At 38.1% G+C, this 26,852-nt stretch carries 22 protein-coding genes, 8 tRNA genes and 1 rRNA gene; 3 read left to right on the forward strand and 28 right to left on the reverse strand.

What is annotated here, in order from left to right; translation table 11 throughout:
* Positions 1 to 54: 54 nt before the first annotated feature.
* From TE34_RS19975 to sigW, 14 genes are all read right to left on the reverse strand, one after another.
* Positions 55 to 705, reverse strand: a complete 651-nt coding sequence (locus TE34_RS19975) for an HAD family hydrolase (protein WP_047986597.1) — start codon at positions 703 to 705, stop codon at positions 55 to 57.
* A 5-nt stretch (positions 706 to 710) separates the two neighbouring features.
* Positions 711 to 1,199: an NUDIX hydrolase gene (locus tag TE34_RS19980; protein ID WP_236687194.1), complete on the reverse strand. Its 489-nt coding sequence runs from the start codon at positions 1,197 to 1,199 to the stop codon at positions 711 to 713.
* Positions 1,200 to 1,249: 50 nt separating this feature from the next.
* Positions 1,250 to 1,939: a VOC family protein gene (locus TE34_RS19985; RefSeq protein ID WP_047986573.1), complete on the reverse strand. Its 690-nt coding sequence runs from the start codon at positions 1,937 to 1,939 to the stop codon at positions 1,250 to 1,252.
* 299 nt (positions 1,940 to 2,238) lie between these two features.
* The gene (locus TE34_RS19990) at positions 2,239 to 2,820 is read right to left on the reverse strand and encodes a DUF4256 domain-containing protein (RefSeq protein WP_047986574.1); all 582 of its coding nucleotides are present in this window, start codon (positions 2,818 to 2,820) and stop codon (positions 2,239 to 2,241) included.
* Between the two features lie 246 nt (positions 2,821 to 3,066).
* Positions 3,067 to 3,189 (reverse strand): hypothetical protein, encoded by a 123-nt coding sequence (locus TE34_RS21655; protein ID WP_269083203.1) that lies wholly within the window; start codon positions 3,187 to 3,189, stop codon positions 3,067 to 3,069.
* Positions 3,179 to 6,466 (reverse strand): ABC transporter permease, encoded by a 3,288-nt coding sequence (locus TE34_RS19995; protein WP_053075154.1) that lies wholly within the window; start codon positions 6,464 to 6,466, stop codon positions 3,179 to 3,181. Before TE34_RS19995 ends, TE34_RS21655 begins: the two co-directional genes overlap by 11 nt.
* Positions 6,463 to 7,155, reverse strand: coding sequence for an ABC transporter ATP-binding protein (locus TE34_RS20000; RefSeq protein WP_047986575.1), 693 nt, complete (start codon positions 7,153 to 7,155; stop codon positions 6,463 to 6,465). The genes TE34_RS19995 and TE34_RS20000 overlap by 4 nt, the downstream gene beginning before the upstream one ends.
* A 399-nt stretch (positions 7,156 to 7,554) precedes the next feature.
* The gene (glmS, locus tag TE34_RS20005; protein WP_047986576.1) at positions 7,555 to 9,357 is read right to left on the reverse strand and encodes a glutamine--fructose-6-phosphate transaminase (isomerizing); all 1,803 of its coding nucleotides are present in this window, start codon (positions 9,355 to 9,357) and stop codon (positions 7,555 to 7,557) included.
* A 497-nt stretch (positions 9,358 to 9,854) separates the two neighbouring features.
* Complete coding sequence (locus TE34_RS20010; protein WP_047986577.1) at positions 9,855 to 11,645, reverse strand: alpha/beta hydrolase family protein; 1,791 nt, start codon at positions 11,643 to 11,645, stop codon at positions 9,855 to 9,857.
* Positions 11,646 to 11,792: 147 nt separating this feature from the next.
* Positions 11,793 to 13,139, reverse strand: coding sequence for a phosphoglucosamine mutase (gene glmM / locus TE34_RS20015; RefSeq protein ID WP_047986578.1), 1,347 nt, complete (start codon positions 13,137 to 13,139; stop codon positions 11,793 to 11,795).
* 54 nt (positions 13,140 to 13,193) lie between these two features.
* Positions 13,194 to 14,435, reverse strand: coding sequence for a CdaR family protein (locus TE34_RS20020; RefSeq protein WP_047986579.1), 1,242 nt, complete (start codon positions 14,433 to 14,435; stop codon positions 13,194 to 13,196).
* A complete protein-coding gene (gene cdaA, locus TE34_RS20025) occupies positions 14,428 to 15,249 on the reverse strand; it encodes a diadenylate cyclase CdaA (RefSeq protein WP_047986580.1) in 822 nt (273 codons plus the stop codon). The genes TE34_RS20020 and cdaA overlap by 8 nt, the downstream gene beginning before the upstream one ends.
* A gap of 223 nt (positions 15,250 to 15,472) precedes the next feature.
* A complete protein-coding gene (locus tag TE34_RS20030; RefSeq protein ID WP_047986581.1) occupies positions 15,473 to 16,111 on the reverse strand; it encodes a zf-HC2 domain-containing protein in 639 nt (212 codons plus the stop codon).
* Between the two features lie 15 nt (positions 16,112 to 16,126).
* On the reverse strand, positions 16,127 to 16,690 hold the full coding sequence (gene sigW, locus TE34_RS20035; RefSeq protein WP_047986582.1) for an RNA polymerase sigma factor SigW: 564 nt from the start codon (positions 16,688 to 16,690) through the stop codon (positions 16,127 to 16,129).
* Positions 16,691 to 17,113: 423 nt separating this feature from the next.
* On the opposite strand from sigW, the gene TE34_RS20875 reads away from it, so the two are divergent.
* Positions 17,114 to 17,266, forward strand: a complete 153-nt coding sequence (locus TE34_RS20875) for an aspartyl-phosphate phosphatase Spo0E family protein (RefSeq protein WP_084710788.1) — start codon at positions 17,114 to 17,116, stop codon at positions 17,264 to 17,266.
* A 53-nt stretch (positions 17,267 to 17,319) separates the two neighbouring features.
* Here TE34_RS20875 and rocF read toward each other — a convergent pair whose 3' ends face one another.
* The 11 genes from rocF to TE34_RS20090 form a co-directional block, all read right to left on the reverse strand.
* A complete protein-coding gene (gene rocF, locus TE34_RS20040; RefSeq protein WP_047986599.1) occupies positions 17,320 to 18,219 on the reverse strand; it encodes an arginase in 900 nt (299 codons plus the stop codon).
* 125 nt (positions 18,220 to 18,344) lie between these two features.
* Entirely contained in the window at positions 18,345 to 19,454 is a 1,110-nt protein-coding gene (locus TE34_RS20045; RefSeq protein ID WP_047986583.1) for a phosphomevalonate kinase, read from the reverse strand.
* Positions 19,438 to 20,430, reverse strand: coding sequence for a diphosphomevalonate decarboxylase (mvaD, locus tag TE34_RS20050; protein ID WP_047986584.1), 993 nt, complete (start codon positions 20,428 to 20,430; stop codon positions 19,438 to 19,440). The genes TE34_RS20045 and mvaD overlap by 17 nt, the downstream gene beginning before the upstream one ends.
* Before the next feature lie 30 nt (positions 20,431 to 20,460).
* Positions 20,461 to 21,441 carry a mevalonate kinase gene (gene mvk, locus TE34_RS20055; protein ID WP_047986585.1) on the reverse strand — a complete coding sequence of 327 codons (981 nt, stop codon included), beginning with the start codon at positions 21,439 to 21,441 and terminating at the stop codon, positions 20,461 to 20,463.
* Positions 21,438 to 22,727, reverse strand: a complete 1,290-nt coding sequence (locus tag TE34_RS20060; RefSeq protein ID WP_047986586.1) for a hydroxymethylglutaryl-CoA reductase, degradative — start codon at positions 22,725 to 22,727, stop codon at positions 21,438 to 21,440. The genes mvk and TE34_RS20060 overlap by 4 nt, the downstream gene beginning before the upstream one ends.
* A 158-nt stretch (positions 22,728 to 22,885) precedes the next feature.
* A tRNA-Lys gene (locus TE34_RS20065) sits at positions 22,886 to 22,958 on the reverse strand.
* 592 nt (positions 22,959 to 23,550) lie between these two features.
* Positions 23,551 to 23,622, reverse strand: a tRNA-Gln gene (locus TE34_RS20070).
* A 10-nt stretch (positions 23,623 to 23,632) separates the two neighbouring features.
* Positions 23,633 to 23,716, reverse strand: a tRNA-Tyr gene (locus TE34_RS20075).
* Between the two features lie 38 nt (positions 23,717 to 23,754).
* Positions 23,755 to 23,830 (reverse strand) — tRNA-Thr (locus TE34_RS20080).
* Positions 23,831 to 23,987: 157 nt separating this feature from the next.
* Positions 23,988 to 24,063, reverse strand: a tRNA-Val gene (locus tag TE34_RS20085).
* A gap of 3 nt (positions 24,064 to 24,066) precedes the next feature.
* Positions 24,067 to 24,141 (reverse strand) — tRNA-Glu (locus TE34_RS20090).
* A 241-nt stretch (positions 24,142 to 24,382) separates the two neighbouring features.
* On the opposite strand from TE34_RS20090, the gene fabI reads away from it, so the two are divergent.
* Together fabI and TE34_RS20100 are read left to right on the forward strand one after the other, a co-directional pair.
* A complete protein-coding gene (gene fabI, locus TE34_RS20095) occupies positions 24,383 to 25,159 on the forward strand; it encodes an enoyl-ACP reductase FabI (protein ID WP_047986587.1) in 777 nt (258 codons plus the stop codon).
* A gap of 77 nt (positions 25,160 to 25,236) precedes the next feature.
* Positions 25,237 to 25,980 (forward strand): YwaF family protein, encoded by a 744-nt coding sequence (locus tag TE34_RS20100; protein WP_047986588.1) that lies wholly within the window; start codon positions 25,237 to 25,239, stop codon positions 25,978 to 25,980.
* A gap of 248 nt (positions 25,981 to 26,228) precedes the next feature.
* On the opposite strand, the gene TE34_RS20105 is transcribed toward TE34_RS20100, so the two are convergent.
* From TE34_RS20105 to rrf, 3 genes are all read right to left on the reverse strand, one after another.
* Positions 26,229 to 26,301: transfer RNA gene (locus tag TE34_RS20105), tRNA-Thr, on the reverse strand.
* Between the two features lie 28 nt (positions 26,302 to 26,329).
* Positions 26,330 to 26,404, reverse strand: a tRNA-Asn gene (locus TE34_RS20110).
* A gap of 247 nt (positions 26,405 to 26,651) precedes the next feature.
* Positions 26,652 to 26,767: ribosomal RNA gene (rrf, locus tag TE34_RS20115) — 5S ribosomal RNA — on the reverse strand.
* Positions 26,768 to 26,852: the final 85 nt, after the last annotated feature.

A 26,852-nucleotide genomic window follows, 5' to 3' on the forward strand; every position in this document is an offset into this window, starting at 1 on the left:
AAATTATTCTATGCAGGCGGTTGGGTAAGTGTACGTATTATAGGATAAATGCTTTTAAGCGATCTCTAAAATCTCACTTAGGTCATCAATAATAAAATCTGCATCCCCGCATTCCCATGAGGAATCTCTTTTCCAAACACTAATCATTCCTACGTCTTTAGCACCTTTTACATCATTGAAGGGATGGTCTCCAACGTAAATTGCCTCACTAGATGTGACACTTAACTCTAATAAAGCTTTATGAAAAATTTCTGGGTCTGGTTTCTTGATTCCTTCCCATTCGGAAACAAGAATAATATCAAAGAAATTCTCTATTTCTAATGCCTGGATATTATCTAGTTGGAATTGGCCTAAACCGTTAGTTATGATTCCTAATTTCATCGATTTGCTCTTTAGTTTTGTTAATGTCTCAAGTAGATTCGGAAAAGGTACACAGCTATGATGAAATTGTTCAATATAGTCTCGGAGTAAGGCCTCCCAGGTTAAATGATGAATGTGAAATTCTTCAGTTAGTTGTTGATAGACTTTATCCTTCCAAACATACCCCTTGTTGTCTAATTCAATGAATCTGGAGATATATTCTTCTTTCGGGATATGACTGAGGCAGTCTATCAACCTATCATACTGATTCCGAACAAACCGCTGAACCGAAGCATCCCTATTTAACAACGTCCCATCTAAATCAAATATCACCGCTTTAATAATTGGTATCACTCCTTCACGATCCACTCTTCATCCCGGTTTACGTGTAGTCCTAACGTTTTCGTTTCCAACCATTCTAGTGCTTTCATGACTAGTGGAGAGGCATTATCTTCTGAAACATCCTGACTCGTAACCCATTCGGCACCCAGTGAGTCTTGTCCTTCAAAGGCCTCTGGTACTGTTATTTCTCCGCCAATCTTCTTCACTATGTAAAAAACAGCTATATGATGCACATCGGTAAAATCTCGCCAATTCGATGGGAAAAGAAAATCTGTAACACCTATTTGTTCCACAATCTCAATATCTAAGCCTGTTTCTTCTTTAAATTCACGCACCATTGCATCGGATAAGCTCTCGCCTTCTTCTAAACTACCTCCAGGAAGGTCAAAGCGATTTTTATATGGCCCACCGCCTTTATTGATGACTAGTAATCTATTGCCTTCCTGATATATACCATAAACCCCGAAAGCTCGATGGTACTTTCTTTCACCTGACAATTTCATCTCTCCTTCTATTTAAGAATAACAAGTATTAGGGAACGAGCAATCTAACTATTTGTCGCATTCTTCTCTATTTTAAAGTGATTATTTGAATCGACACGGATTCTATGATGTTCTGAGGTTGTAATTTCTAGCGGATATACTGTAGATAATTTATCAGAGAAAATCCACCTTCTGCCAGGCTGATTTAATATAATAAAGATCCCTTTTTCTTTATCCCCCATAAAATTCAGAGATGTGGAGCTTAATGGCTGATTAAATCTTTCTTCAATACCATTAGCAATCATTTCATTTCCAACCGAAATTGCATCTTCTAAGGTCAATCCTATCTCACTAATATTAATAACTTGGTTAATAGAAAATGGTTCCTTTTCTTCCACTGAAGTTGATCTAGCGATGAACTCCACGATATTACCAGAAGGGTCATTAAAATAAAATGCATAGGCATCCATAAATGAAAAGTGAGCCTCATCGTCTCCATCTTCCGTACTTAATTTTACTTTTTCTTTTGCCCATGATTGTGCCTCATGAAATTTATTTGAAGGAATATTGATGGCAAAATGATAATATGGGGTGCCTCTCACACTCTCTGATGTAAACTCTAACTCGCTAGAGCCAACTGCAATACGAAAACTAACCTCACTCTCTTTAATTAGAGGAAACTCTAATGTTTCTATATAAAAATCTCTCATCTCTTTGAGACTTGCTGTATGTAAAATTACAGATGTTATTTCCATTATTATCTACCCCCTTGTTTTTCTGAAACTATCTGTCACTATCAATGTACTATATATGTATAGATAACTAAAATACCAATTTCAAATCCCATTATATAACTTATACTTATACATATCATTTTTTATTGTAATAGTAATTTACAAAATACCTGTGTAAAACCATTACATACCAATCAAAAATATAAGATTTATTACCAAATTCTAGGGGTGATAATAATGAGCATCATCTAGTCCGCAACTAATAAACAACAAAAACACCAGAAATCTTAAGTTTCTGGTGTTTACTATGCTGTGTGAAATTAAACTCTTAACGAGCCACGGAATCCTCTGGCACCATAATAAGAATCTGCTCCGTTATGATAGACGAAGACATGACCATAGCGATAATCGCAAAAAATTGCTCCGCCAAGTTTTCTAATATCGTCTGGAGTTTGTACCCAACTTGAAGTTTTCAAATCGAAGTTGCCAAGTTCCTGCAACGAACGGTATTGTTCTTCTGTCAACATCTCAATACCCATAGCATTCGCCACATCCATCGCACTATTTTCTGGTTTATGCTTTTTCCTTGCCTCTAACGCCTCGCGATCATAACAAATGCTTCTGCGACCTTTAGGGCTTTCCTTTGAGCAATCAAAGAAAATGTATTCGTCCTTTTCTTTATCATAATCAACAACATCCGGTTCGCCTTCCGTTCTTTCCATCTCATAAAGCGACCATAGTTTTTCTGGAATAGCTTCAAGCTTTTCCTGAACCTTATCCCATTCCAACTCCTCATGACGTTGCATATTAGATTCAAAACGAGCTTTTAGGGCTCTAATTAAATCTTCACGCTGCTCTTGAGTCAATTCCTTTTCGTTCATGGCTTTAGTCTTCTCAGGCATGTTTTTCCTCCTTATTTTTTCAGCTATTTGAGTTCATTCTACATAAATAATTAAATGAAGTAAATCCATACCTTAGGGAGTGTAATTTTATAATTATGCCAAAATAAAAAAAGACTGAATTTGTCCAATTACATTATAGTTCGTTAATATAGAATGCTTATATAACAAGTGATTTACGCTTCTCTGCAACCAAAGTATTTACATTATAGCTTTACCCGTTCTGAATAAGAAGCCTAATTGTTTTAATTAAACAATTAGGCTCTCCTGCATTGTCCAACCTTCACCTTCAAAGTCCTTAAACGGAATTTCCTCATACCGCAAATCTTCCGATTGTCCCCTTAAAGAACCGTCCCCATACTTACTCTTCAAACCTAATCAAAACTCCATAGCCGAGGGTACTATTTTTCAATACTAACCCGTAGTTTTCTATTTCTTCAGGTACTATAAATTCTAGAACGGCACGCATTTTTCCATCTTCACGTTCAAGCAACCATTCTTCGTTCTCCCATCCTTCTACTTCTAATATGGTCACTTTTTCTGGAGAATAGGATTCTTCACCGTTAATCAGTGTGAAGTTACGTTTTGGTTGAATATCGTAATCGGTATCACGTACTTCAAATGTAAACTCGATTGCGACAGGTTTCATTCCTGATTCGGATATGGCTAAAGTACTTTCCACTTCTTTTGCTGCGTAGAAAAACTGACCACCCCATCCAACATCTTCACTCGTTTGACTGGAGTTAAACGCGAACAAATAATCATCCACACCGATTAGGTTAATCTCGTCATCCGCATCATCCTCGTTTTCATTTTGGTCACCCGTATCCTTTGGTTCCGTAACCGAAACTTCTCCTTCTGTTGGGTTGAATGCATGCTCAAATTCACTTGCCTCTTTGGCTTGTTCAATATTAGGAGCAACCTTGATCATCGTCATCAAAAAGGTCCCCACTAATAAAACAGATGTTGAAATGACAACCCATTTTAATCGTTTTTCCACTGCTTTCCGATTGGTAATATTTCCACCCATCCCTTGATTTGGAGTCATTCGAACGGCTCGTTCCGCTGGGAAGATTGTTCCAATAATCCCGATCACCACCGGGATTAATCCAGTTGCTAAAATAAATCCAATTTCTTCTGTAGGGAAAGCTCCATATAGTCCCCACATGATTAAAAATGCAAGGCTTAGACCGATTAATGCAGCAAATAATCCACTAAAGACTCCTTCGGCCAAGATTAATCTACGAATACTCCACCTTTTCCATCCAATAGCCTGTAGTAGTGAAATTTCCTCGCGCCTTTCGGATACATTTTGCCACATGATCTCCGCTGTCGTTAAAATGGCAATGACTAAGGATACGAGGATCGCAACGTAATGGGCTGGTCCTATTTCTAATGCAACATATTCTCCTAGTAAAGAGGTGTACATAATGCCTCGTAATCGGAATGTAATGTATAAAAACACAGCCAAGAGAGCCGTTGGTAACGATATCGAAATAACCGATAGAAAACTTCTCTTCCATTTTCCAATAAAATGATTAAAAGCCATTCGATTAATTCCTTTAGTTTGAAAAATCCGCTTACTGTTAACCGAAATTTCTCCAGTACGCATTGCTTCATAAGGAGAAATATTACGGGTTAATAGCATTGGTATGAATGATCCGAACACATATACAATGAACCCAAATAACCCAGTCCACAAGAATCGATTAAAGGATATGGTTGCATCACTCGAAATATAAACAAATCCGAGCATCATCCAAGAAGTTACCGCCACAAAAATACCGATTATACTAGATTCTAAGAATAATAACCGACTCAACTGCCTTGGTCGCCAACCAACTGAAAGTAATACAGCAAATTCTTTTCTTCTAGCAAGTAAGTTGACAATTCCAGAAGCCCAAACATAGACAATTGCAACAGCAATGACACTGCCAACGACACCGGAAAAGCCAATTTTTGTTTCCTTAAATATTGAAATGGAAGAACCGATATTTACCCATGGTTGCTGTAACCACCCAATATCCTCCCCTCCATTTAATCCCGGAACATAAGAGAGCGCTAATTGTGGAGATGAACCAAGCGTGATATCCGTTATAAGACCTGTTCTATTCTCAATCTCACTAGCAACTTGTTCTAATATTGCTTGACTTTCATCACTTAAATCCGCAACTCCTGCAACTTTAATGCGGATTGCCGAAATCGGCTTTTCACCAAGTATATTTGCAGCTGCCTCTATCGTCGTTAACATTCCTGGTGGATCGGTTAAAAAACTATATGGATCCCCTGTAGGCATTAATTGTTTTGGTGGATTGATTGGATTTCCACCTACATCCATGACATACTCAGCACTTGCCGGACGATAGGTTTCCATTGGCAACTCCGATGTTGGATCCATCGAAATTGCTAAATTACTGGCTTCGTAAAATCCAATCCAGTTTGGCTTCATACGTGGTAAATCCAAGTAGTTCTCTGCGATTAATATTGGCTCTCGAAATGTGTCCTTATTCTTATAGACTCCCACAGCATCATCACTATTTTGAAAAGGAACGACTTGATAGGTATATGGCCATCGATCGGCATAAGGGCTTGAGATTTCTTGATACACTAGCGGGCTCGGCTTAAACACAATGCCTGATACATCTTCATCTACGTGAGAAGTAATTTCTAGTGGATCCTCAACTTCACTCTTTTCCTCTTCGTTTTCCTCTAATACGATAACCTCTCCCGTTTCCCAATCTACTCCAGTCATCCTGTTAATAAACGCATGAAACGTCTCTTTTCCAGTAACGGAAAATGTGTCGACTACTTCACCACTTAATGTGTCCAGATAGTCTTCTCCGCCATTTTCCCTTACTTTATTCATTACGGCATCTGCATTCTCTTCATTAATTTCGATGTCCAATTTTTCAAATGTAATCTGTTCCAATTTATCCACGTAAGCTGTTTGATTAACAATAATTGGAATTTCGTGATACCCTTTGTCTTCATCGAAATAATACGTATCACTATCAACAAAATACCTACTGGTTCCTAATTCCATGATGGCTTCATCTAATCCAACTAACTTCGCTTCCTGTTCAGGATCAATTCCGGCCAAAAGGGACTGACCATCAACTAACCAATCTAGATACGGGGCAGCAACCCCATATTCCGACCCCTTATTTCTAAGATCCCAAACGTTAATTGGGAAGTAGTAATTTCTTATTTCTGTTTCCTCTCCTATTCCATTATTTACCGTTGTCTTCATTATTCTTCTATAAATACCTGGCTCCGATAATTTAACTTGGCCATAATTCACTGAATATGATGTATATCCGAGCATCGCAATCGGAGCTGCAACCTCTATACCCGGGATAGCTTTAATTGTTTCATATTGTTCAAGACTAATTCCCCCACTTAAGCCACTTAAGTAGTTAGGCTCTAACAACTTTTTATCCTCGGTCACACTCCGGGTTCCTTCAGGTCGAACCACAATATCATATGAAGCAGTCCATCGCTTTTGTAGTGTATCAACAATGGTTCCTTTATTCGTTTCTGATAAACCAATCAAATATGTTAAACCAGCACTAACAATAAAAGCTCCGATAATAAGTAAAATAAACCGTTCCTTTCGCCTCCACCAATTTTGCCAAATAAAGCGAATCATTGTGTTACACCCACTTTATCCGAAATCACAACACCATCTTTCATTGAAATAATACGATTTGCTTTGGCAGCAAGTGCTGGATCATGGGTTACAAATAAGACCCCACATCCTTCTTGCTCATTTAGTTCTTTTAATAAATCATAAATCCGTTCTCCTGTTTCTGTATCCAAGTTACCAGTCGGCTCATCGGCAAGTAACCAACTTGGTTTATGTACAATTGCTCGGGCTATTGCCACACGTTGTTGTTGTCCCCCTGATAATTGTGATGGAAGTGAATTCATTTTATCTTGAAGCCCAACTTGCTCTAATACTTCTTTTGCTCGCTCTAATTTATTGTAAGGGACTTTTCTGGAAAACAATGGAGTGAGGACATTTTCTAATGAAGTTAAAGTAGGAAGTAGATGAAATTGTTGAAAGATGAAGCCTATCTCTTGGAAGCGAAAATCTGCTATTTTACTTTTACTCTTTTTTAAAATCTCTTCACCATCATAAGTGATTGAACCTTCGCTAGGCTTGTCTAGGGTACCAAGAAGGCTTAGTAAAGTAGATTTTCCAGAACCAGATGGGCCAATGATGGCAGAAAACTCTCCTTTTTCAAACCCCAAATCAACATTCTTTAATGCGATTGTTTTTGTTCCATCACCTTTAAACGACTTCTCAACATGCTGACATATTATCTTTTGAATCAAATTGCTCCCCTCTTTCATACATAATCTTTTTTTATTTATCATTACCATACACTATATTACAAAAATATGTCAATTGTTTTTTGACTTTTCAGATAACTTTCTGAACACCAATATCAAACTCTTTTGGCACTTACCGTCATTATTTACAAATTACCACCTTACTTTGTAATTTACCTACTTGATTGTTCTATTACAGCATCCGTTATTTTAAACTTCCCCATTAAGTACATTACTTCGCAAACGCCCATTTATATAATAAATGACCAAATAAAACAAGGGATAAAGTTTATTACTCTATCCCTTTAGACACTTACCAACTTTAATTGTGATTTAGCATACTTATTTGCAATTTCCCAACTTAATTGCACATAGACAATTCAGCTTGGAGCCTGATTATTTCTATTCCACCGTAACACTCTTAGCCAAATTACGTGGCTTATCAACATCTGCACCACGATGTAGTGCTGCGTAATAAGCAATAATTTGTAATGGTATTACTGTTGCTAGTGGTGTTAATAACTCATGCACTGCTGGAATAACAAATGCATCATCGTCTTGCTCCAGACCTTTCATACTTATAATCAGGTCACTAGCGCCACGTGCAACTACTTCTTGAACGTTTCCACGGATGTGGTAATTAACAGCTTTCTGTGTAACTAGTGCTACAACTGGAGTACCTTTTTCAATTAACGCAATGGTACCATGTTTTAATTCCCCACCTGCAAAGCCTTCCGCTTGAATATACGAAATTTCTTTAAGCTTCAGTGCACCTTCTAAGGAAACATAATAATCCATACTACGGCCAATGAAGAAGGCATTACGGGTCGTATCTAGATACTCTTTTGTTAACGCTTCAAGCTCTTCTTTTTGTGCGGTTAGTACATCCATTGCATTTGCAACAATCGCTAATTCTTGCATTAAATCAAAGTCTAATTCAATACCTTTTGCATGCGCTGTATCTGCAGCTAATATAGCAAGAACTGCAATTTGTGCTGTGTATGCTTTTGTAGATGCTACAGCGATTTCAGGTCCTGCATAAAGGTGTAGTGTATAATCTGCTTCACGAGAAAGGGTGGACCCTGGCACGTTCGTAATCGTTAGTGCTGGATATCCCATTTCTTTAACTTTTACTAATACGGTACGACTATCGGCTGTTTCTCCACTTTGAGAAATAAAGATGAATAATGGTTTCTCTGATAACAATGGCATGTTATAAGAGAACTCACTAGATACATGAACTTCCACTGGAACGTTGGCTAATTTTTCAATTAGGTTCTTTCCAACCAATCCAGCATGGTAGCTAGTTCCAGCTGCAATAATATAAATACGGTCACAAGCCTTCATAGCAGCTCGAATATCTTCATCCAACTTCAGTTCATTATCATCATTTTGATATTCTTTGATGATTTTGCGCATCACGATGGGCTGTTCATCAATTTCCTTCAGCATGAAGTGTGGATACGTACCTTTTTCAATATCACTTGCATCGATTTGTGCCGTGTAAGATTCACGTTCAACAACGGTTCCATCAAGCTTTTGAATCGTTACAGCGTCACGTTTTACGATAACAATTTCCTTATCATGGATTTCTTGATATTGATCGGTAACCTTTAATGTTGCCATTGCATCACTTGCTACAACATTGAAATCATTGCCTAATCCCACTAATAATGGACTTTTATTTTTAGATACATAAAGTGTATCAGCGTCCTCATTGTCAATCATAGCAATTGCATACGAACCCTTTACAAGTTCCATTGCTTTACGAAAACTGTTTAACGTATCTTGTTCTGTTTCATAAATTTTTTCGATTAATTGAACGATTACCTCTGTATCGGTTTCACTTTTAAAATCTACATCTTGAAGAAACTCACGCTTTAATTCTTGGTAATTTTCAATAACACCATTGTGTACAAGTGTGAATCGACCTGAATTACTTTGGTGAGGGTGGGCATTATCTGCACTTGGTTCCCCATGCGTTGCCCACCGTGTATGACCAATTCCCATCGTTGCATGAACGCTTTCATCAACTGTTTCTTTTAAGGTTGCGATACGACCTTTTACTTTGAAAAGATTTAATCCATTTTCATTTAATAAGGCAATACCCGCAGAATCATATCCACGATATTCTAATTTTTCTAGTCCGTTTAATAATACTTCTTTTGAATCTTGTTGTCCGATATATCCTACAATTCCACACATTTGTTGGTGTTCCTCCTCTAAAGGGGCAACAAACGGCCAATGAAAGGATTAATACTTTCTACGGGGCGTTTTATTGCCCCTTTCTCGTGTTTTTTTCTATTCACTCTGCATTTTTTTCCTTTGTGCAATAGGTCACCCTATTGTTTTACGAAAAAAGCATAACGACTGGAGTGTACAATCGGAAGGCACCCGCCGAAATTCTCGATAACCTTCTTCCTCGTCAACTATTTTCAATTTCCCGGTCAGAAAATAGTTCAGGCGCTTTATTATTATTTGTCACTATCCTCCTTACTATTTCATGATTCGTCACCCTATTCTTGGCAAACAAAAATAGATACCAAATAATTGTACAAGAAGAATATATATATGGTCAATGGTAAAGTATGTTAAGGTGACGTGTATTTATTATATGACATATACCTTCATTCGTTAACTTTAAACTCTAAAATAGGAAAAAGGCACATGAATGATTGCTTTCATGTGCCTTTTCGCAAAAATTAACCTTGATGTTTCTCAAGGAATTCGAGCATCATATTGTATACTTTAATTTCATTTTCTTTTTTCGAGAAGCCGTGTCCTTCGTCTTCTAGAACGAGGTACTCTACGTCGCGGCCAAGGTCTTTCAGCTTTTCAACGATTTGATCTGATTCCTCTTTTACAACACGAGGATCTTTAGCACCTTGAATAACGAGCATAGGTTTTACCATCGTATCGAGATACGTAATCGGTGAATCTTTGATAAAGCGTTCTTTGTCTCTTTCTGGATCTCCTACCCAACGCTCCATCATCGGTTTCCAATGTGGTGGTACAGAATTTACGAACGTGAATAAATCAGACGGGCCGAAGATATCAACTACCGCTTTAAAGTATTCTGGATGACGTCCGTGGAGTAATAATGCCATATAGCCGCCATAACTTCCACCAACAAGGAATAGCTTATCCCGCTTCGTAATGTTGTTTTCAAATAACCATTCAATACCAGCCACACAATCTAAACGTGGCCCATGTCCCCAATCTTGTTCAACAAGCTTAACAAATGAAGAACCATATCCAGTGCTTCCTCGGAAATTAGGTGCGAAAATCGTATATCCGCGATTTAAGGCACTCTGGAACATCGCACGGAACATTTTACGTTCCGATGCTTGTGGCCCACCATGTGGCCAGAAAATTGTATAGCCATTATCATTTTCAGGATTTGCACGGAATAGTAATGCTTCAATTTCCATATCATCGAACGATTTATACGTAACCACTTCCGGCTCAACCATTTCTTCTTGACTGACGCCTAGCACACGGTTATTCGTGATAGAAACCCAGTCGTTTCCAGTTGTTGATTTATAGATGTTAAATGGTACGGTTGCGCTACGACCTAAAACATATAGGTTTCCTGCTTTTGTAACGACTAATTTTCCCACAACATCAAAGGGTGTAGATAAAGTCTCCAGTGCTTGAGTTTCTAAATTGTACCGATATAAGACATCCTCGACGCCTTTTTCCGTAGTCATATATAGATAATTATTTTCTTTATCATACTTAATGCCTTCGATACTCTCGTTATCGATTTGAAATACTGTTTCAAATTCTTTTGAGTCTAAGTTATATTTTGCTACATAGCTATATTCTTGATCGAAGTTTGTGGTAAAATAAATATCTTTTTCCCCAACAAATACTGGACCACTAGCAACATGAACCTTCTCGGCATCTGGCGTTAAGCTTGTCATGCTATCCCCGTCTTTGACAAACAGCTGAATATAAGTGTTTGCAAGTAAACGCATATAGACAAAGACATCTTCTTTCTCAGATACAGCCGACAAATATGTCGGACCAGATTCTCCTTCATTTAACAGCGTATCAGAGTTATCCTCTAAATTACGAACTTTGGCATTAAGAAAGTTAGGATTACCTTCTGATGTTACGTAATAAACTCGTTTGCCATCATCACTTAAATGAGTGAAGTAATATTTTTCATTTGGTTCACCAGTGATTAACGCTTCTGGCATACCTCCTTCACTTGGCAACGCATAGATCTGGTAGTTCTCATCCCCATCATTATCATAACCAGTTAGCACGTAGCGACCCTCTGGGTCAAATTTAATAAAATTGGCAGATTGATCCTTTTGTGCAAATAGGTATGGAAATGTATCTGGAAGGTCCATCGCCCATAAATTCATCTTTCCATTTAAATTCGTATTAAATACGATTCGGTCCTCATCTTTACTTACAGCAAAATCCGAAATAACATATGTACGTAAAAACTGTTCAACGGTTGGCTTTGAAAAGTTTAGCATGCTTTTCCCCCTCATGATTGAATAAAATTTATATTTCTTGTAATAGTATAACTTATTATTATTTATCTGACAGTTCGGAACCCGAAATTTTTTATATTTTTTTAAGCCAATAAAAAAACCGCCCTCATAACTTGAGAGCAGTTCTTATTATTCTTTTATGCCAAGTAAGTTTTCAATAACGTTAGCAATTTGATCGGTATATTTTAAACACTCTTCCTTAGAAGGTGCTTCAACCATGACACGGACTAAAGGCTCCGTACCTGAAGGTCTTACAAGAACCCGACCATTGCTACCTAGTGCCGCTTCCACATTTTCAACCTCTTGTTTAATTGTTGGATCGTTCAATGCTTTTTCTTTATCTGTTACCCGAACATTCTTTAACACCTGTGGGAATACAGTCATTTCACTAGCCAATTCCGATAACGGTTTACCCGTTTCCTTCATGACATTAACAAGTTGGATTGCAGATAATAATCCATCTCCCGTTGTACTGTAATCAAGGAAAATAATATGACCAGATTGCTCTCCACCTAGATTGTAACCACTTTTTCGCATTTCCTCCATGACGTAACGGTCACCAACAGCTGTTTTCTCACTACGCATGCCATGCTCTTCTAATGCTTTATAGAAACCAATATTACTCATGACCGTAGATACGATCGTGTTTTGGCGTAAGAATCCTTTATCATTCATATATTTACCACATATGTACATGATTTGATCTCCGTCGACAATTTGACCTTTCTCATCAACAGCAATTAAGCGATCTCCATCACCATCAAACGCTAAGCCTATGTCCGCACCCTTTTCCATTACAAATGCCTGCAATGTCTCTGGGTGTGTAGATCCGACACCATCATTAATATTCAGCCCATCTGGAGATGCACCAATTGTATAGATATCCGCTTCTAAATCCGCAAACAAGTGTGTAGCCAATCCAGAAGTTGCCCCGTGCGCACAATCTAAAGCAATTCGAATGCCATCAAAATCATTATCAATCGATTCCTTTAAGAAAGAAAGGTATTTGTGACCTGCTTCAAAATAATCGGACACGACACCAACATCAGCACCTACCGGACGTGGTAATGTATCTTCACCATCTAATAATTGTTCAATTTCCGCTTCTTGTTCATCTAACAACTTAAAACCATCTGGACCAAAGAATTTAATTCCGTTATCCTCCACTGGATTGTGGGAAGCAGAAATCATAATCCCCGCTTGTGCACTAGTTGCTTTTGTTAGGTAAGCAACGCCTGGTGTTGAAATAACACCTAGACGCATTACTTCTGCTCCAATAGATAATAAACCAGCTACTAAAGCACCTTCTAACATATTTCCCGAAATACGAGTATCACGACCAATCAACACTCTTGGCTTTGTCGTTTCTTTTGTCAGTACATACCCACCAAATCTTCCTAGCTTAAAGGCTAGTTCTGGCGTTAAGTCTTTATTAGCTACACCTCTTACGCCATCCGTTCCAAAATATTTACCCATTTTTGTACCTCTCCTTTACATCCTTGTATTCCCGGACGTTATTTAAGTACGATTTTACGTTTCCTCTATCTCAATAGTAACTTCATCTATATCTGATTCAATCGTCACATTTTCTGGACCTTCTATATCAATTGGTATGATACTTCTCCCAGTTTCAAGCCCATTAGCATTAATAAATATACGAAAGTCTGCTTCACTTAATTCTCTAACATCTTGTTCATTTCCAGTCACTGTTATACTTGCTTGTCCATCATTCGGCTCAATAAAATTAACAATATAGCCTTCTGAAAGGTTGTCCACTTCTATAGGAACATTATCCAACGTTTTGGTTTGCTCCAGCTGTACATTAACTTCTATTTCCGATAATTCTGGCGAAAGCACACGATCAGGAAGGGCAAGTCCAACTTTAATTGTTCCAGATTGCGTAAGCTCCGCTAGATTGATCGGCTCTGTTGTTATTTCTTCTAGCTCATCTAAGATTTCTGAAACAGCGAATACTTCAATTTCTTCTAATGCAGCCTCCATGGATATTAACTTATATCCATCAGGTAAACTTCCTGTTGTAGCAACACTCACAGAAACATCCTTACTTGGGTTTTCAATTTCAGCTGAAATAATAACGGTTGCTGGTTCTACCCTAACTGCTAGCTCATTACCTTGACTATCATATACATTTACTGGAAGTTCTCGATTGTTGATTGATTCTGTCAAACCAGCAACATCCACATACACCTTTACAATCGCAATCCGATCAATAATCTCCTTAGAGCTTGTTATATTAACCGTTTCTGTACTTAATTCATAATCACCAACTTGATAGCCTTCCGGAAGTTTATCCTCATTGATAAAATCGACACTTACATCAAATTCATTGGCAGCACGTTTTTCTATCACGACATTTATTGTTTTCGGTTCAATATAAACAGAAATTTGATTCGGTATGTCTTCGTGCTGAATTTCAACCTGATGCTCTCCTTCTTCTAAATCCATTAAATCGATATAAAGGTCTACACTACCCTGTCTTACTACTGGTGTCAATGCACTAGCAGTACCTTCAAGCAATACGGTAACCGAATCTGGAACACCACTTACGACATACTTCTCACTATCAATACGAATATCCTTAATTGGAACATCGGTTAATCTTTCTGTTTCTGTTGAACCGCCAAAAAGGTTAGGGATTAAGCTTTCATTAGCGGTGTCCGCTTCTTCAATAGAAACGAATACATATAATAATATCGCAAAACCTAAAGAAATCCCACGGATAAACCATTTACTTCTAAACCAATTATCCATGCTTTCTTCCCCCTATCTTCCAAGTTTTTTTCTCAGAAGCTCGATAACTAGGAGTTAAATTCTCAAGTAAATATTCCCTTAATCCATCCTGACTTAATTCCCTACGAAGTTCACCATTTTTTGTACCCGAAATAGCACCTGTTTCCTCCGATACAACAATAGTTAATGCGTCAGTAACTTCACTAATACCCATTGCAGCTCTATGTCTAGTTCCTAGTTCTTTTGAGATAAAAGGACTCTCCGATAATGGAAGATAGCAAGCCGCAGCTACAATCTCATCTTCTTTAATGATGACAGCACCATCATGAAGGGGAGTATTCGGTGTAAAAATATTCGTTAATAGCTGATGCGTTAATTTCCCGTTTATCGGTATCCCTGTTTCAATATATTCACCAATACCTGTCTCACGTTCTATAGTAATCAGTGCCCCAATTCGTCGTTTTGCCATATAATTACAAGCATGCACAATATCCGTGACTAATTTATCAAATTTTTCTTCATCAGATTTTGTTGTTCTTGAGAATAAATTTCCTCTTCCGATTTGTTCCAATGCCCTTCTAAGCTCTGGTTGGAACAAAATGAAGATAACAACAACTCCCCATCTGATAATTTGATCAGTAGCCCACATCAATGTTTGTAATTCAAATAACATACTTAGCAAACGAATTACAAAAACAACGACGATACCTTTGAGCAGTTGAATCGCCTTTGTTCCTCTTATTAGCATGATTAATTTATATAGAACATACCAGACGAGACCTATATCTACGCCTATTCTAAGTAGGTCTAATATTGCAAAATCCCCATTAGGCATGTCTACACTTCCTTTTACACATCGAATTCGTTTCTGTTTTATTTACATTATTTACACTTATCAAATTTAAAAAAGAAATGAATATTTCTTCTAATAAAATACCGTTACCATTATACCATATTATGTATCGTTATACGTCATTTAGCCAGGCTCAAAATTGATTATAATTTAATAAGTTCCCTAAAATAGGCATGAAAAAACCTGGCTATTAACCAGGTTTTAGCTATTCAACCGAAAATATACCTTTGAACAAGTCTTGAATATTATACCAGACCCACTCAAATATACGGTCAACTTCTTTTAATTCTCCATTAATCTCACCAGCACTAGCCATGAGGTTTTTACCATCAAAACCTTCATCTTGAACTAACTTACCATTGATTAAGATGACATTCCCATTAACGGTACCATCAATTTTTAAATTTCCATTTTGCACCATTAAGTCACCATCAACGGTTACGCCTTCAGGAACAATTACCATGTCACCTTCGATAATTAAGTTCTCCGGATTCGAGACCGTTAGTTTTGAACCTTCCTCCCACGCGGAAAGTAAGCCAGTCATCATAAAGATAAAGAAGATTGCTGCCGCTGTTACTATTGGATGCATTTTAAACCATCTCATATATCTTACATGCTTCTTTTCTACGGGGAGATGCTGCATGACCTTGTTTGCAAAGTGATCTGGAGCCGTTACTTTTTCTGTACTTTGAATTAAGGTAATCGTCCGTTTTAATTCATGAAGGTGTGCCTGGCATTCCTCACAGCCCTCAAGATGGTTTTTCAATTGGGCTTCTTCTTCCCTAGTAATGTCCCCATCTAAGTGTTTATGCATTAATTCTAATGCTTCTTTATTACAATCCAATTGGATTCACTCCTTTTACACATGACGAAGCTTTTTACGTAAGGCTTCCCTTCCTCGATGAATTCTAGTCTTCACAGTCCCCATCGGTAGATCTAAAATTTCACTAATCTCTTGAAGTGAGAAATCTTCTAAATAACGCAGCATTATTATACTACGATACTTTGGCGGGAGCTCAGCGATTTGTTTTTGTATATAATTTTGAAGCTCAAGTCCTTCTAATTGATCTTCTGGGAGCTTTTCATCTGTTGCGAGCTTCGAGTACATATCCAACCCATCCGTACCTTTTACCTCCGCATCGAGATAGTAGTCTGGTTTCCGTTTTCGCAAACGATCTATCGTTAAATTCGTCGCGATACGGTATAACCAAGTCGAGAACTTTCTCCGTTCATCATAGGAGTGGATATTAACATACGCTCGAATAAAAGCCTCTTGAGCAATATCTTCTGCCTCATGTGCATTACCAATCATTCGGTGACAATGTTGATATATTTTATCCTGATAAAATAAGACAACATCCTCAAATGCAGCTTGATCCCCTTTTTTAACCTGTTTGATTTTATCTTTAATTAACAATTCCATTCCCTGTACCTCCGCCTGATGCGGTTATTAAACCTTACGTATCACATCTAAAAAGGTTTCACTTTTTTACAAAAAAAATTTTCCGCTCTATTTTTTATTATAATTTTTTATTAGGATTTGAAAATAAATTAAAATTATTGCACTGAGCGGGCCGACTACACGGAGACTCCCGCGGGAGAAGTGGCCAGGGTGAGACCCCACAGTGCGAAGCACGAGGAGGCTCACCGGTCACCCCGCAGGAAAGCGGAGTGTAGTCGGCCCGCGGGTATATTAGTCAGTCCTATTAAATAAAAAAAGTAAACATTTTCCATTCTATTATAACGCAAAATCATTAAAAAAAATGGATTTTTCTAAATTTACTATTGCAAAAGAGTAAATCATTCGGGTAATATAGTTTAATGTATAGTAATAGGGGGTATAGACATGGATAATCTATTATTAAAAGAGATAGAACAATGCCGTAAAGAAATGATTACACTAAGCAATAAGTATAAGCTAACTTCAGAAGTTGTCGTTGAAACTAGCAAAAAACTAGATCAATTACTGAATCAATATCAACTTGTGTCCAATAGATAAAAAGAAAAAGACATCAATTATAGTTAAATTAATGCCTTTTTTATTTTAAATACTTATTTTAATTTTTCTCCAAATAGAGAACCCATTAATCCAACAGCTAATGTAGCTGTTTTATTTTTTTCATCAAGAATTGGGTTCACCTCAACAACCTCTAAAGAAGTAATAACTTCAGCGTCTGCTAGCATTTCCATAGCTAAATGACTTTCTCGATACGTCATTCCACCAAGAACTGGTGTACCAACACCCGGAGCTTCCGTTGGGTCTAGCCCATCTAAATCAAGACTAAGATGAACACCATCTGTTCGTTCTTGCAAATAGCTAATAGCCTCTTCCATCACTGCTGACATGCCCATCCGGTCTATTTCATGCATCGTATAAACCCGAATCCCTTTTTCTCGAATTAATTCTCTTTCACCAGGATCCAATGACCTTGCTCCAATAATCACTACATTTTCCGGTTTTATCTTAGGTGCATAGTTATATAAATTAGTTAATCTTTCATGGCCCAATCCGAGACTTACTGCAAGTGGCATGCCATGAATATTTCCTGAAGGGGATGTATCACTTGTATTTAAGTCACCATGTGCATCATACCAGATGACTCCCAAGTTTTCATAATGCTTGGATATTCCCGCTAAACTTCCAATAGCAATACTATGGTCTCCACCTATAATTAATGGAAATCTATCTTTTTGAATTTCTGAATCCACCATACTTGCTAGCGTTTCATTTGCTTCAATAACTTGTTCTAAGTTTTTTAGTTTATTTCCAACATCATCTCGTTGATCCGGTCGATTAATCGGTATATCTCCTAAATCATGAATGTCATAATTCAAATTTTGTAAACGTTCAATAGCTCCTGCATAGCGAAGTGCACTAGGTCCCATATCAACCCCACGACGGCTTTGACCTAAATCCATAGGAACACCAATTAGAGAAATCTTATTTTTCATCATACATTGCCACCTCCAAATTATATTTTACCTTAGATAGTTATAACGACTCAACTCGACAATTTTTCGAATATTTATTCATCATGTGCACGTAAAAAGAGGTATTGTCACTCGGGACAATACCTCTATATAGCCTTAGCTCCATCAGAATATGGTTGAAGGTCTAATGGAATAATACCATCAGCTTTCCATTGTTTGACTAGTTTATCAGCACTTTCTATAGATGGCATAAAAGCAATGCCACAGTCACCGCCCCCGGCGCCGGATTGCTTTGCAGCTCCCCCAAGTTCTTCTGCTATCTCACATAAAATCTCAATCATAGGTGTTTCGAGCTCTGTTTTTGCCTCTTTTCCTACTGTTACTAACGCAGTTCTATTTTGTTTTACGCCGACTAGTAACTGGGATAAATCATAGTTTTGAATACCACCAAGGATATTATCTACCGCTTCCTCACTACTAGTTATAAACTCCAAGAACTTTATATTATCGTTTTCTTTTAATTGCAGAATCTGATTGACCAAGTTCCCTGTTGATGCGGGGCTCCCAGTCCAACCAATACGAAAGTGAACGTCCTGTGGAAAGCGTATTGGCTTGATCGAAAGGTACTTCCATTCCATCTCCAATAATTCTTTTAATGTATTGGAAGCTTGGTATCTCTGGCGTAACCAATCCGCTTGAAAGGAAGAATATTCAATAACCCCACCATAAGCAGAAGCAGCTACATCCGCACCTGAGCCATTTCCTTGCGCAGCAATATGGGAGATTGCTGCAAGTTTAAACACTAGTTCCGGAGACGGCTTTTCTTTCAAATGGAATTGTAAAACTGCCGTTATAACGCCAACTACTACGGCAGCACTAGAACCAAGTCCAAATTTCTTCCCTGAAACCGTATCATCTAATTCACTTTTCACACAAAGAGCGAAATTCTCTATCGTCTGATTGGAATCTTTTAAGTAAGTAAACGTAATTGCCATTGCTTCTTTAACAAAGTTAACCCGATGATCCGTAGTATCAATCGTCACCTGACCATTTTCAACTTGCCAATTTAATTGATTAAGATTGAATTTTTCAAGCGTGATTTGATTGGATTCACTCTCTTCAATCGTTACATAAACAAAGCGGTTTACTGCTGTTGCGATTAACTTTTGATAAGGTTCTAACACAGCAAATTCGCCTGCAATCATTAGTTTTCCAGGTACTTGTATCGTTAACGTTGAATTAGGCAAGAGTCTCATCCTCTAAAAAAGTTATACCTTGTCCAACTTTACTTAACTTAACATCAGAAACACCTGGAATACCCTGAAGTGTTCGCTTTACTTCTTCTTCATACTGAGGTAAATAAAGAACTTTTACATTAGGTCCAGCATCGATCGTGAAATAAGCAGGGATACCGGAGTCCCTTAGCTGTTGTACGGTTTGCATTACCGTAACCGTAGTATCTAACCAATAAGTGAAAGGTGGGTTAGCACCTAAAGTTGTCGCATGCATTTTTAAACAATTTGCCTCCGCAATCTCTCCAACCTTTTGAAAATCACGGTCAGAAATTCCTTGTTTTATCGCATCCAAATCAGCTGGTATACTTTCTACCCAGCCTTTAAAAAAGGGAGAAGATTCAACCGTTCGCTTCATCCCTGCTCTACTGGACACTTTTTTCATTTTTGATGATAGAACGACAGCGGCGACTCTTATATCCCAATGCTCTTTTGGAGCTACTTGCACAGCAAAAGAATCTGAACCATCAACACGCGCCCCTTTTTGCCATTCGGCAAACCCACCAAAGATAGAACGACAAGCTGAACCAGACCCTTGTCGTGTCAGTCGAGAAAGTTCAGATTCTGATAAATTCAACCCTATCGCTTTACTAGCAGCAGCTGCAAGCGCCGCAAAACCTGAAGCTGATGAGGCAAATCCAGCCGCTGTAGGCACTGCATTCATTGATTTTACTTCCGCATATAGTTCTTTACCAGCTAGCTTTCTTACTAAGTTAAGGAAAGAAGTAACTCGTTGATGTTGTTCTCCTACAATTGGCGTGTTATTCAACAAGAAGGTATCCTCTGTTAAATCTTGTTTGAACGCTACAGAAGTAGTCGTATAAAACCCATCTAACGTAATAGATAAACTATTATTAGTTGGTAATATTAATTCGTCATTTCGTTTTCCCCAATATTTAATTAAGGCAATATTTGTATGTGCTTTTGCAGTTGCTTTCATTACGGTTCCTCTTTTCAAAACCCAACCTATTTAATCTTGTTTTCTTAACACAAATGGCCAAACAGCTTGTGCGCCAAATTCTTTTAGTTTATCCGCTAGCTGTCTGGAATGTATTTCATTTTTAGCAAGCGCGATAATGCAACCACCGTTTCCGCCACCCGTAAGCTTGGCACCAAGTGCGCCTTCATTACGAGCGAGGTTAATTAAACGATCTAACCCGTCATCACTTACCCCAAGTGCAACTAATTCTTGTTGCGCCTCATTAAGCATTTGGCCTAACAGATTCTTTCCAGCCTTTTCTAATGCATGCTTTGCAAGGTGCGTTAACTCACCAATACGTTCGATCTTTGCTTGGATTTTCTTCGGTGCTTTCTTTAGTAAGTGAGCCACCGATTCCACAGCGGATCGGGTATCACCAATTCGGCCAGAGTCTGCCACAATGAAGTAGAAATCTTCACCAGGACTAATGTAACCTACAGGATTATCTTTCTCAAACCAAACAGGAGATTCAGAAGTAATCGTCAACGTATCAATCCCGCTTGGTGAACCATGTGCAAACTTCTCAGCAATATTAGCAAAATGTAATAATTCTTTTTCGGTATACGTTACATTGGCATAGGCAAATAAGGATCGAATGATTGCAATTGCCACGGAGGCACTTGAACCTAATCCCTTTCCAGGTGGTATAGAAGATTTAACACGAATAATTAAATCTCTGCTTGGAAGCCCCAAATATTTTAGTGTTTCATGGATACTATTTACAATTCCGTCCAGTGTAAGTGGAGCGGAATCCATTGGACCATGGTAAAACGTGCTATCAAACTTAATTGGTCCTTTACGGTGTTCAATAACCGATTCGACACCGACTAATGGAAAGGGTATGGCAATTGCAGGTTGTCCGTGTACAACTGCATGCTCACCAATTAATATTAATTTGCTATGCGCAATCCCAACTCCACTTTTTTCAGTTGTCGTATAATTTTCAGTTATGGTTAATTTGTTTGTACTCATTTTGTATATTGTTCCACCAATTCTTTAGCTTTACCTACACGGATTTCTTTCAAGTTCACTAATTGCTCTGCTATAATATCAATCATCTCCCCAGTAGCGCCGGCAGCTATAGCTACCGAACGAGAATGCAAAGCCATATGGCCTTTTTGTATTCCATCCGTCACTAAAGCTTTCAAAGCACCAAGATTTTGTGCTAAGCCTACTGCAACAACAATTTGTGCAAGCTCGGAAGCAGATTCTATTCCTAATATCTTATGCGCTAGTTGTGAAATAGGGTGTACACGAATTGCCCCACCTACTATTCCAATGGACATAGGTAATTCCAATTCTCCCACTAAGTTACCTTCTTCGTCCGTAGACCATTTGGTCATAGAGCGATAGCTACCGAATCGGGATGCGTATGCATGTGCTCCAGCCTCAACCGCTCTCCAGTCATTACCTGTTGCAATGATGACAGGATCAATTCCATTCATTATACCTTTATTATGTGTTACTGCACGATATGGATCAGAGTCAGCGAATTCAAAAGCAGAAATGACCCCATCACGAACCTCTTCTCCAGAATATTCGCCTGTTGCTAATAATTTAGGGGGGATAACACAAGTTGCTTTTGCCACACAACGATCAGCAAGATTTGATAATATACGCAAATATACTTTTCCACCAGTAAGTTCTTCCACTGTTGGTGCTAGGGATTCAACCATTGTATTAATAATATTGGCACCCATGGCATCCCTTGTATCAATATATAAGTGCACCACAAGCATTGTGCCATAAGTGGAATTAGAGGAATCGTTAAGAATACGTACTTCTAGATCCTTTGCTCCTCCACCTCTTGCAACAATACTTGGAAACGCTGCATTAGCTGCTTCAATTAGTTCATTTTTATTAGTTAATAATATTTCTTTCGCTGCATTAAAGTCTGTACAACCGACAACTTGAATTTGTCCAATCATGATTCTATCTGAAGCTTCTGTTTTAAAACCACCAGTATCTCTTACAATCTTTGCAATGTGACTAGCAGAAGCTACAATAGATGGTTCTTCAACTGCCATCGGTATAGTATATTCTTTCCCGTTTATTAAGAAATTCAATCCTAATCCTAAAGGAAGTGGGAATGTACCAATTACATTCTCAATCATTTTATCAGCAGTTTCGATTGGTAAAGCTTCATGCGAAGATAAGACCATTAAGTCATCTTCACTAAACTCTAGTGCCTCCCGCAACAGCTCTCTTCGTTCTTCAACTGTTTTTTTATAAAAACCAGGAATCCTAGAAGATTTCATACCAACCATCCTTTTATATTTTTTCAGAATAATTATTATTATCTCATGTTACATAATGAATTACTCTATCTATTATGTTAAAAAACAGTATAAAATGCAAATAAAAACAAGGTTGCGAAGAATCGCAACCTTGTCCCTATAGAATACATTTATTGTGATGAGCCATGAAGGATTCGAACCTTCGACCCTCTGATTAAAAGTCAGATGCTCTACCGACTGAGCTAATGGCTCACTATAGTTAGTGTTTCTAATGGTGTTTGAGCGTTATTCAAGTGGACCCCTGCATCTACTAGCTGATTCGAAGATGTTATATGCTTCGGGGTTACTCGTAGCTTATTCGGTGGATGTGTTGCTTGTTGCTCTACCGACTGAGCTAATGGCTCACTATGGTTAGTGTTTCTCATGGTGTTTGAGCGTTATTCAAGTGGACCCCTGCTTCTGCTAGCTTATTCAAGGATGTGTATCCATCGGGGTTACTCGTAGCTTATTCGGTGGATGTGTTGCTTGTTGCTCTACCGACTGAGCTAATGGCTCTCTATGGTTAGTGTTTCTCATGGTGTTTGAGCGTTCATCGAGTGGACCCCTGCATCTTCTAGCATATTCAAGGATGTTTATGCTTCGGGGTTACTCGTAGCTTATTCGGTGGATGTGTTGCTTGTTGCTCTACCGACTTTGTGCTCGTCGCGAAGAATATTCAAGAAGTGATGCTCCTCGCAAGCCTGCACATAGTAGCTTACTCAATGATGCAAGCGGCTAGCTAATGGCTCTCTATGGTTAGTGTTTCTAATGATGTTTGAGCGTTAGCTCCTTAAAATAAAAAAAGCTGGGCTACTAGGATTCGAACCTAGGATACACGGGATCAAAACCCGATGCCTTACCGCTTGGCTATAGCCCAATGATCTAAATGGTGGAGGGGGGCAGATTCGAACTGCCGAACCCGAAGGAGCGGATTTACAGTCCGCCGCGTTTAGCCACTTCGCTACCCCTCCATATACTTAGCTAATTCAGTTGTTTTTATACAAAAAAATGGTGCCGGCCAGAGGACTTGAACCCCCAACCTACTGATTACAAGTCAGTTGCTCTACCAATTGAGCTAGGCCGGCGTTGTAAATAATCACTTATTTAGTTTAACTCAGTACCGTGTGGACCCCTGCATCTTCTAGCATATTCAAGGATGTCTATGCTTCGGGGTTACTCGTAGCTTATTCGGTAGAAGTGTTGCTCGTTGCTCTACCAATTGAGCTAGGCCGGCAATATAAGTGGTGGAGGATGCAGGGCTCGAACCTGCGACCCCCTGCTTGTAAGGCAGGTGCTCTCCCAGCTGAGCTAATCCTCCACATGGTGACCCGTACGGGATTCGAACCCGTGTTACCGCCGTGAAAGGGCGGTGTCTTAACCGCTTGACCAACGGGCCAATTTCATTTGTTGGCTTGTCTTTCAGTCAACGAATTTTATTATATACAGATTTGTCATCTTTGTAAAGAGCAAAACGAAACTTTTTTAAAAAAAAATTAACGATCCCCCACAAACCTATACACAGTAAGCTTTTATTCACCTCTAGAAAATATATTTTATAAATAAAATTGGTCTTTTTTTAAAATAAATGCTAAATTATAGTTAGGTACTAATAGTTAATAATAATTTGGAGGTTCGACATGTCTGAACTACTAAAAAATAAAAACATAGTTGTTATGGGAGTAGCAAATGAAAGAAGTATTGCTTGGGGCGTAACAAAATCCTTGCATCAAGCAGGAGCAAATCTTATTTTTACAAATAGACAAGAAAGATCTTACAATAAGCTTACGAAATTACTAGAAAAAAATAATATTGAGGCTAAATTGATAGTATCTTGTGATGTTGCTGATGACGAAAGTATCACGAATGCATTTAATGAAATAAAAGAAAAAGTTGGCGTTATTCACGGACTAGTTCATAATGTAGCTTTTGCTAATCGTGATGAATTAAAAGGGGAATATGCAGATACATCTCGAGAAGGCTTCTTACTAGCACAAAACATTAGTGCATTTTCACTTGTCGCAGTAACTAAAGCTGCTAAAGAGCTAATGACCGAAGGCGGAAGTATCGTTACGCAAACTTACTTAGGGGCTGAAAGAGTAATTCCTAATTATAATGTAATGGGAGTTGCAAAAGCTTCATTAGAAGCTAGTGTAAGATACTTAGCTGAGGACGTAGGAAAATACGGAATTCGTGTAAATGCTATTTCAGCAGGACCAATTCGCACACTAGCTGCAAAGGGCGTTTCCGGATTTAACGAGAAAATGGGTATTGTAGAAGAAAAAGCACCTTTACGCCGTAATGTGGATCAAGAACAAGTTGGTGATGCAACACTATTCTTTATGAGTGACCTTTCAAGAGGGGTTACAGGAGAAGTACTTCACGTTGATTCTGGATATCACATCATGGGTGGATAAATCATCAGAAATTTAACGCTTACTAACTTGTTTAGTAGGCGTTATTTTCTATATAAATTAGAATGAGGTGACTTGATATGGGGGAATGGTTTGGTAGTAATACAGTTTCATCTTTTGACTTTTTTGGTATTTACCATGTACTTATAATTATTACATTTCTAATAGGTGTTCTATTTCTATTAATCTACTCGAAGAAGCAGAAAAGCAGCAACAAGCAATCACAAACTCTACGGTGGGTATTCTTCGTAATCCTAGTTTGTTCAGAGATTAGTTATCAAATCTGGGGATTATGGAATGGCACATGGAATACTCGTGAGTTTTTGCCATTTCAATTATGTAGTATAGCTGGCATTCTCACTATGCTTGCACTTTTAACGAAAAATCATAAACTAATTCAAATATTGTTGTTTATAGGTATTGTTCCTTCATTTCTTGCAGTAGTAACACCTGAATTACACCACGGCTATCCTCACTTTCGATTTTGGCAATTTTTTATTCATCATCTAGTTCTATCTTGGGCAAGTTTATATCTAGTAATCACCTCTAAGATTACCGTAACATTTAAAACAACAATAGAAGCCTATATTTACCTCCTGTGCTATGCAGCAATCATGGGATTTGTGCTGAACCCATTATTTAATGCAAACTTTCTTTTCTTAGCTAGAATACCTACAGCAAATACGCCGCTAAGTCTTCTTGGCGGAGGATTCTGGTACTATTTTAATCTTTGTTTAGTTGGATTGCTTGTTTTTATACTCATCTATTGGTGTTACAGACTCATTAATCAACTATACCAGAGTAAATCAACTAGAACACTTTAAAATACGTTGTATAGGCCGTTAAGGCACAAAAAACGATTGGATAGTATAGTTTTATCCAATCGTTTTTATTCGGTCTAATAAACGGAGTATCCTCGGTCCAAGTTTCTCCTCTTGTAGATGATGTAATTGCTCATTTTCCCACTCTCAATTAGCATTTCAGTTATAGTGTATTGGTAGCACCATTTAGTAGCATTAAACATAAAAAAAACAACCTAACCTCTTCAAAAAGAAGTTAAGCTGCTTTAAAGAGCTTCCAAGCGGACTTGAACCGCTGACCCCCACCTTACCATGGTGGTGCTCTACCGACTGAGCTATGGAAGCATATTTTAAGTAAAATAAAACAAAAAAATGGCTCCACAGGTAGGATTCGAACCTACGACCGATCGGTTAACAGCCGATTGCTCTACCACTGAGCTACTGTGGAATGATAATAGTATTGTTTACTAATTGTGTTTTTGAAAGCATATTCCGAGGATGTTGGACACCTGCATCTTCTAGCTTATTCAAGGTAGTATATGCTTCGGTGTTACTCGTAGCGGATTCGGTAGATGTCTTGCTCGTCTCTACCACTGAGCTACTGTGGAATGATCTAAGTAAGTAATATTTTAAGCTTTTGATACGAGAGAACAATTCTAGTGTCCCCATAATCTATTTATATATACAAAAAAATTGCCTGGCAACGTCCTACTCTCACAGGGGCAATGCCCCAACTACCATCGGCGCTGAGAAGCTTAACTGCTGTGTTCGGTATGGGAACAGGTGTGACCTTCTCGCCATCATCACCAGACAATGGATTTAGATATAAAATTGAATTTATACCCTAAAAACTAAATAAGAGTAAACAACGATTATCAAACAAAGTTAGTTAAGTC

The organism is Ornithinibacillus californiensis (genome assembly GCF_001038485.1).
GTDB classification, from domain to species: Bacteria; Bacillota; Bacilli; order Bacillales; family Amphibacillaceae; genus Ornithinibacillus; species Ornithinibacillus californiensis.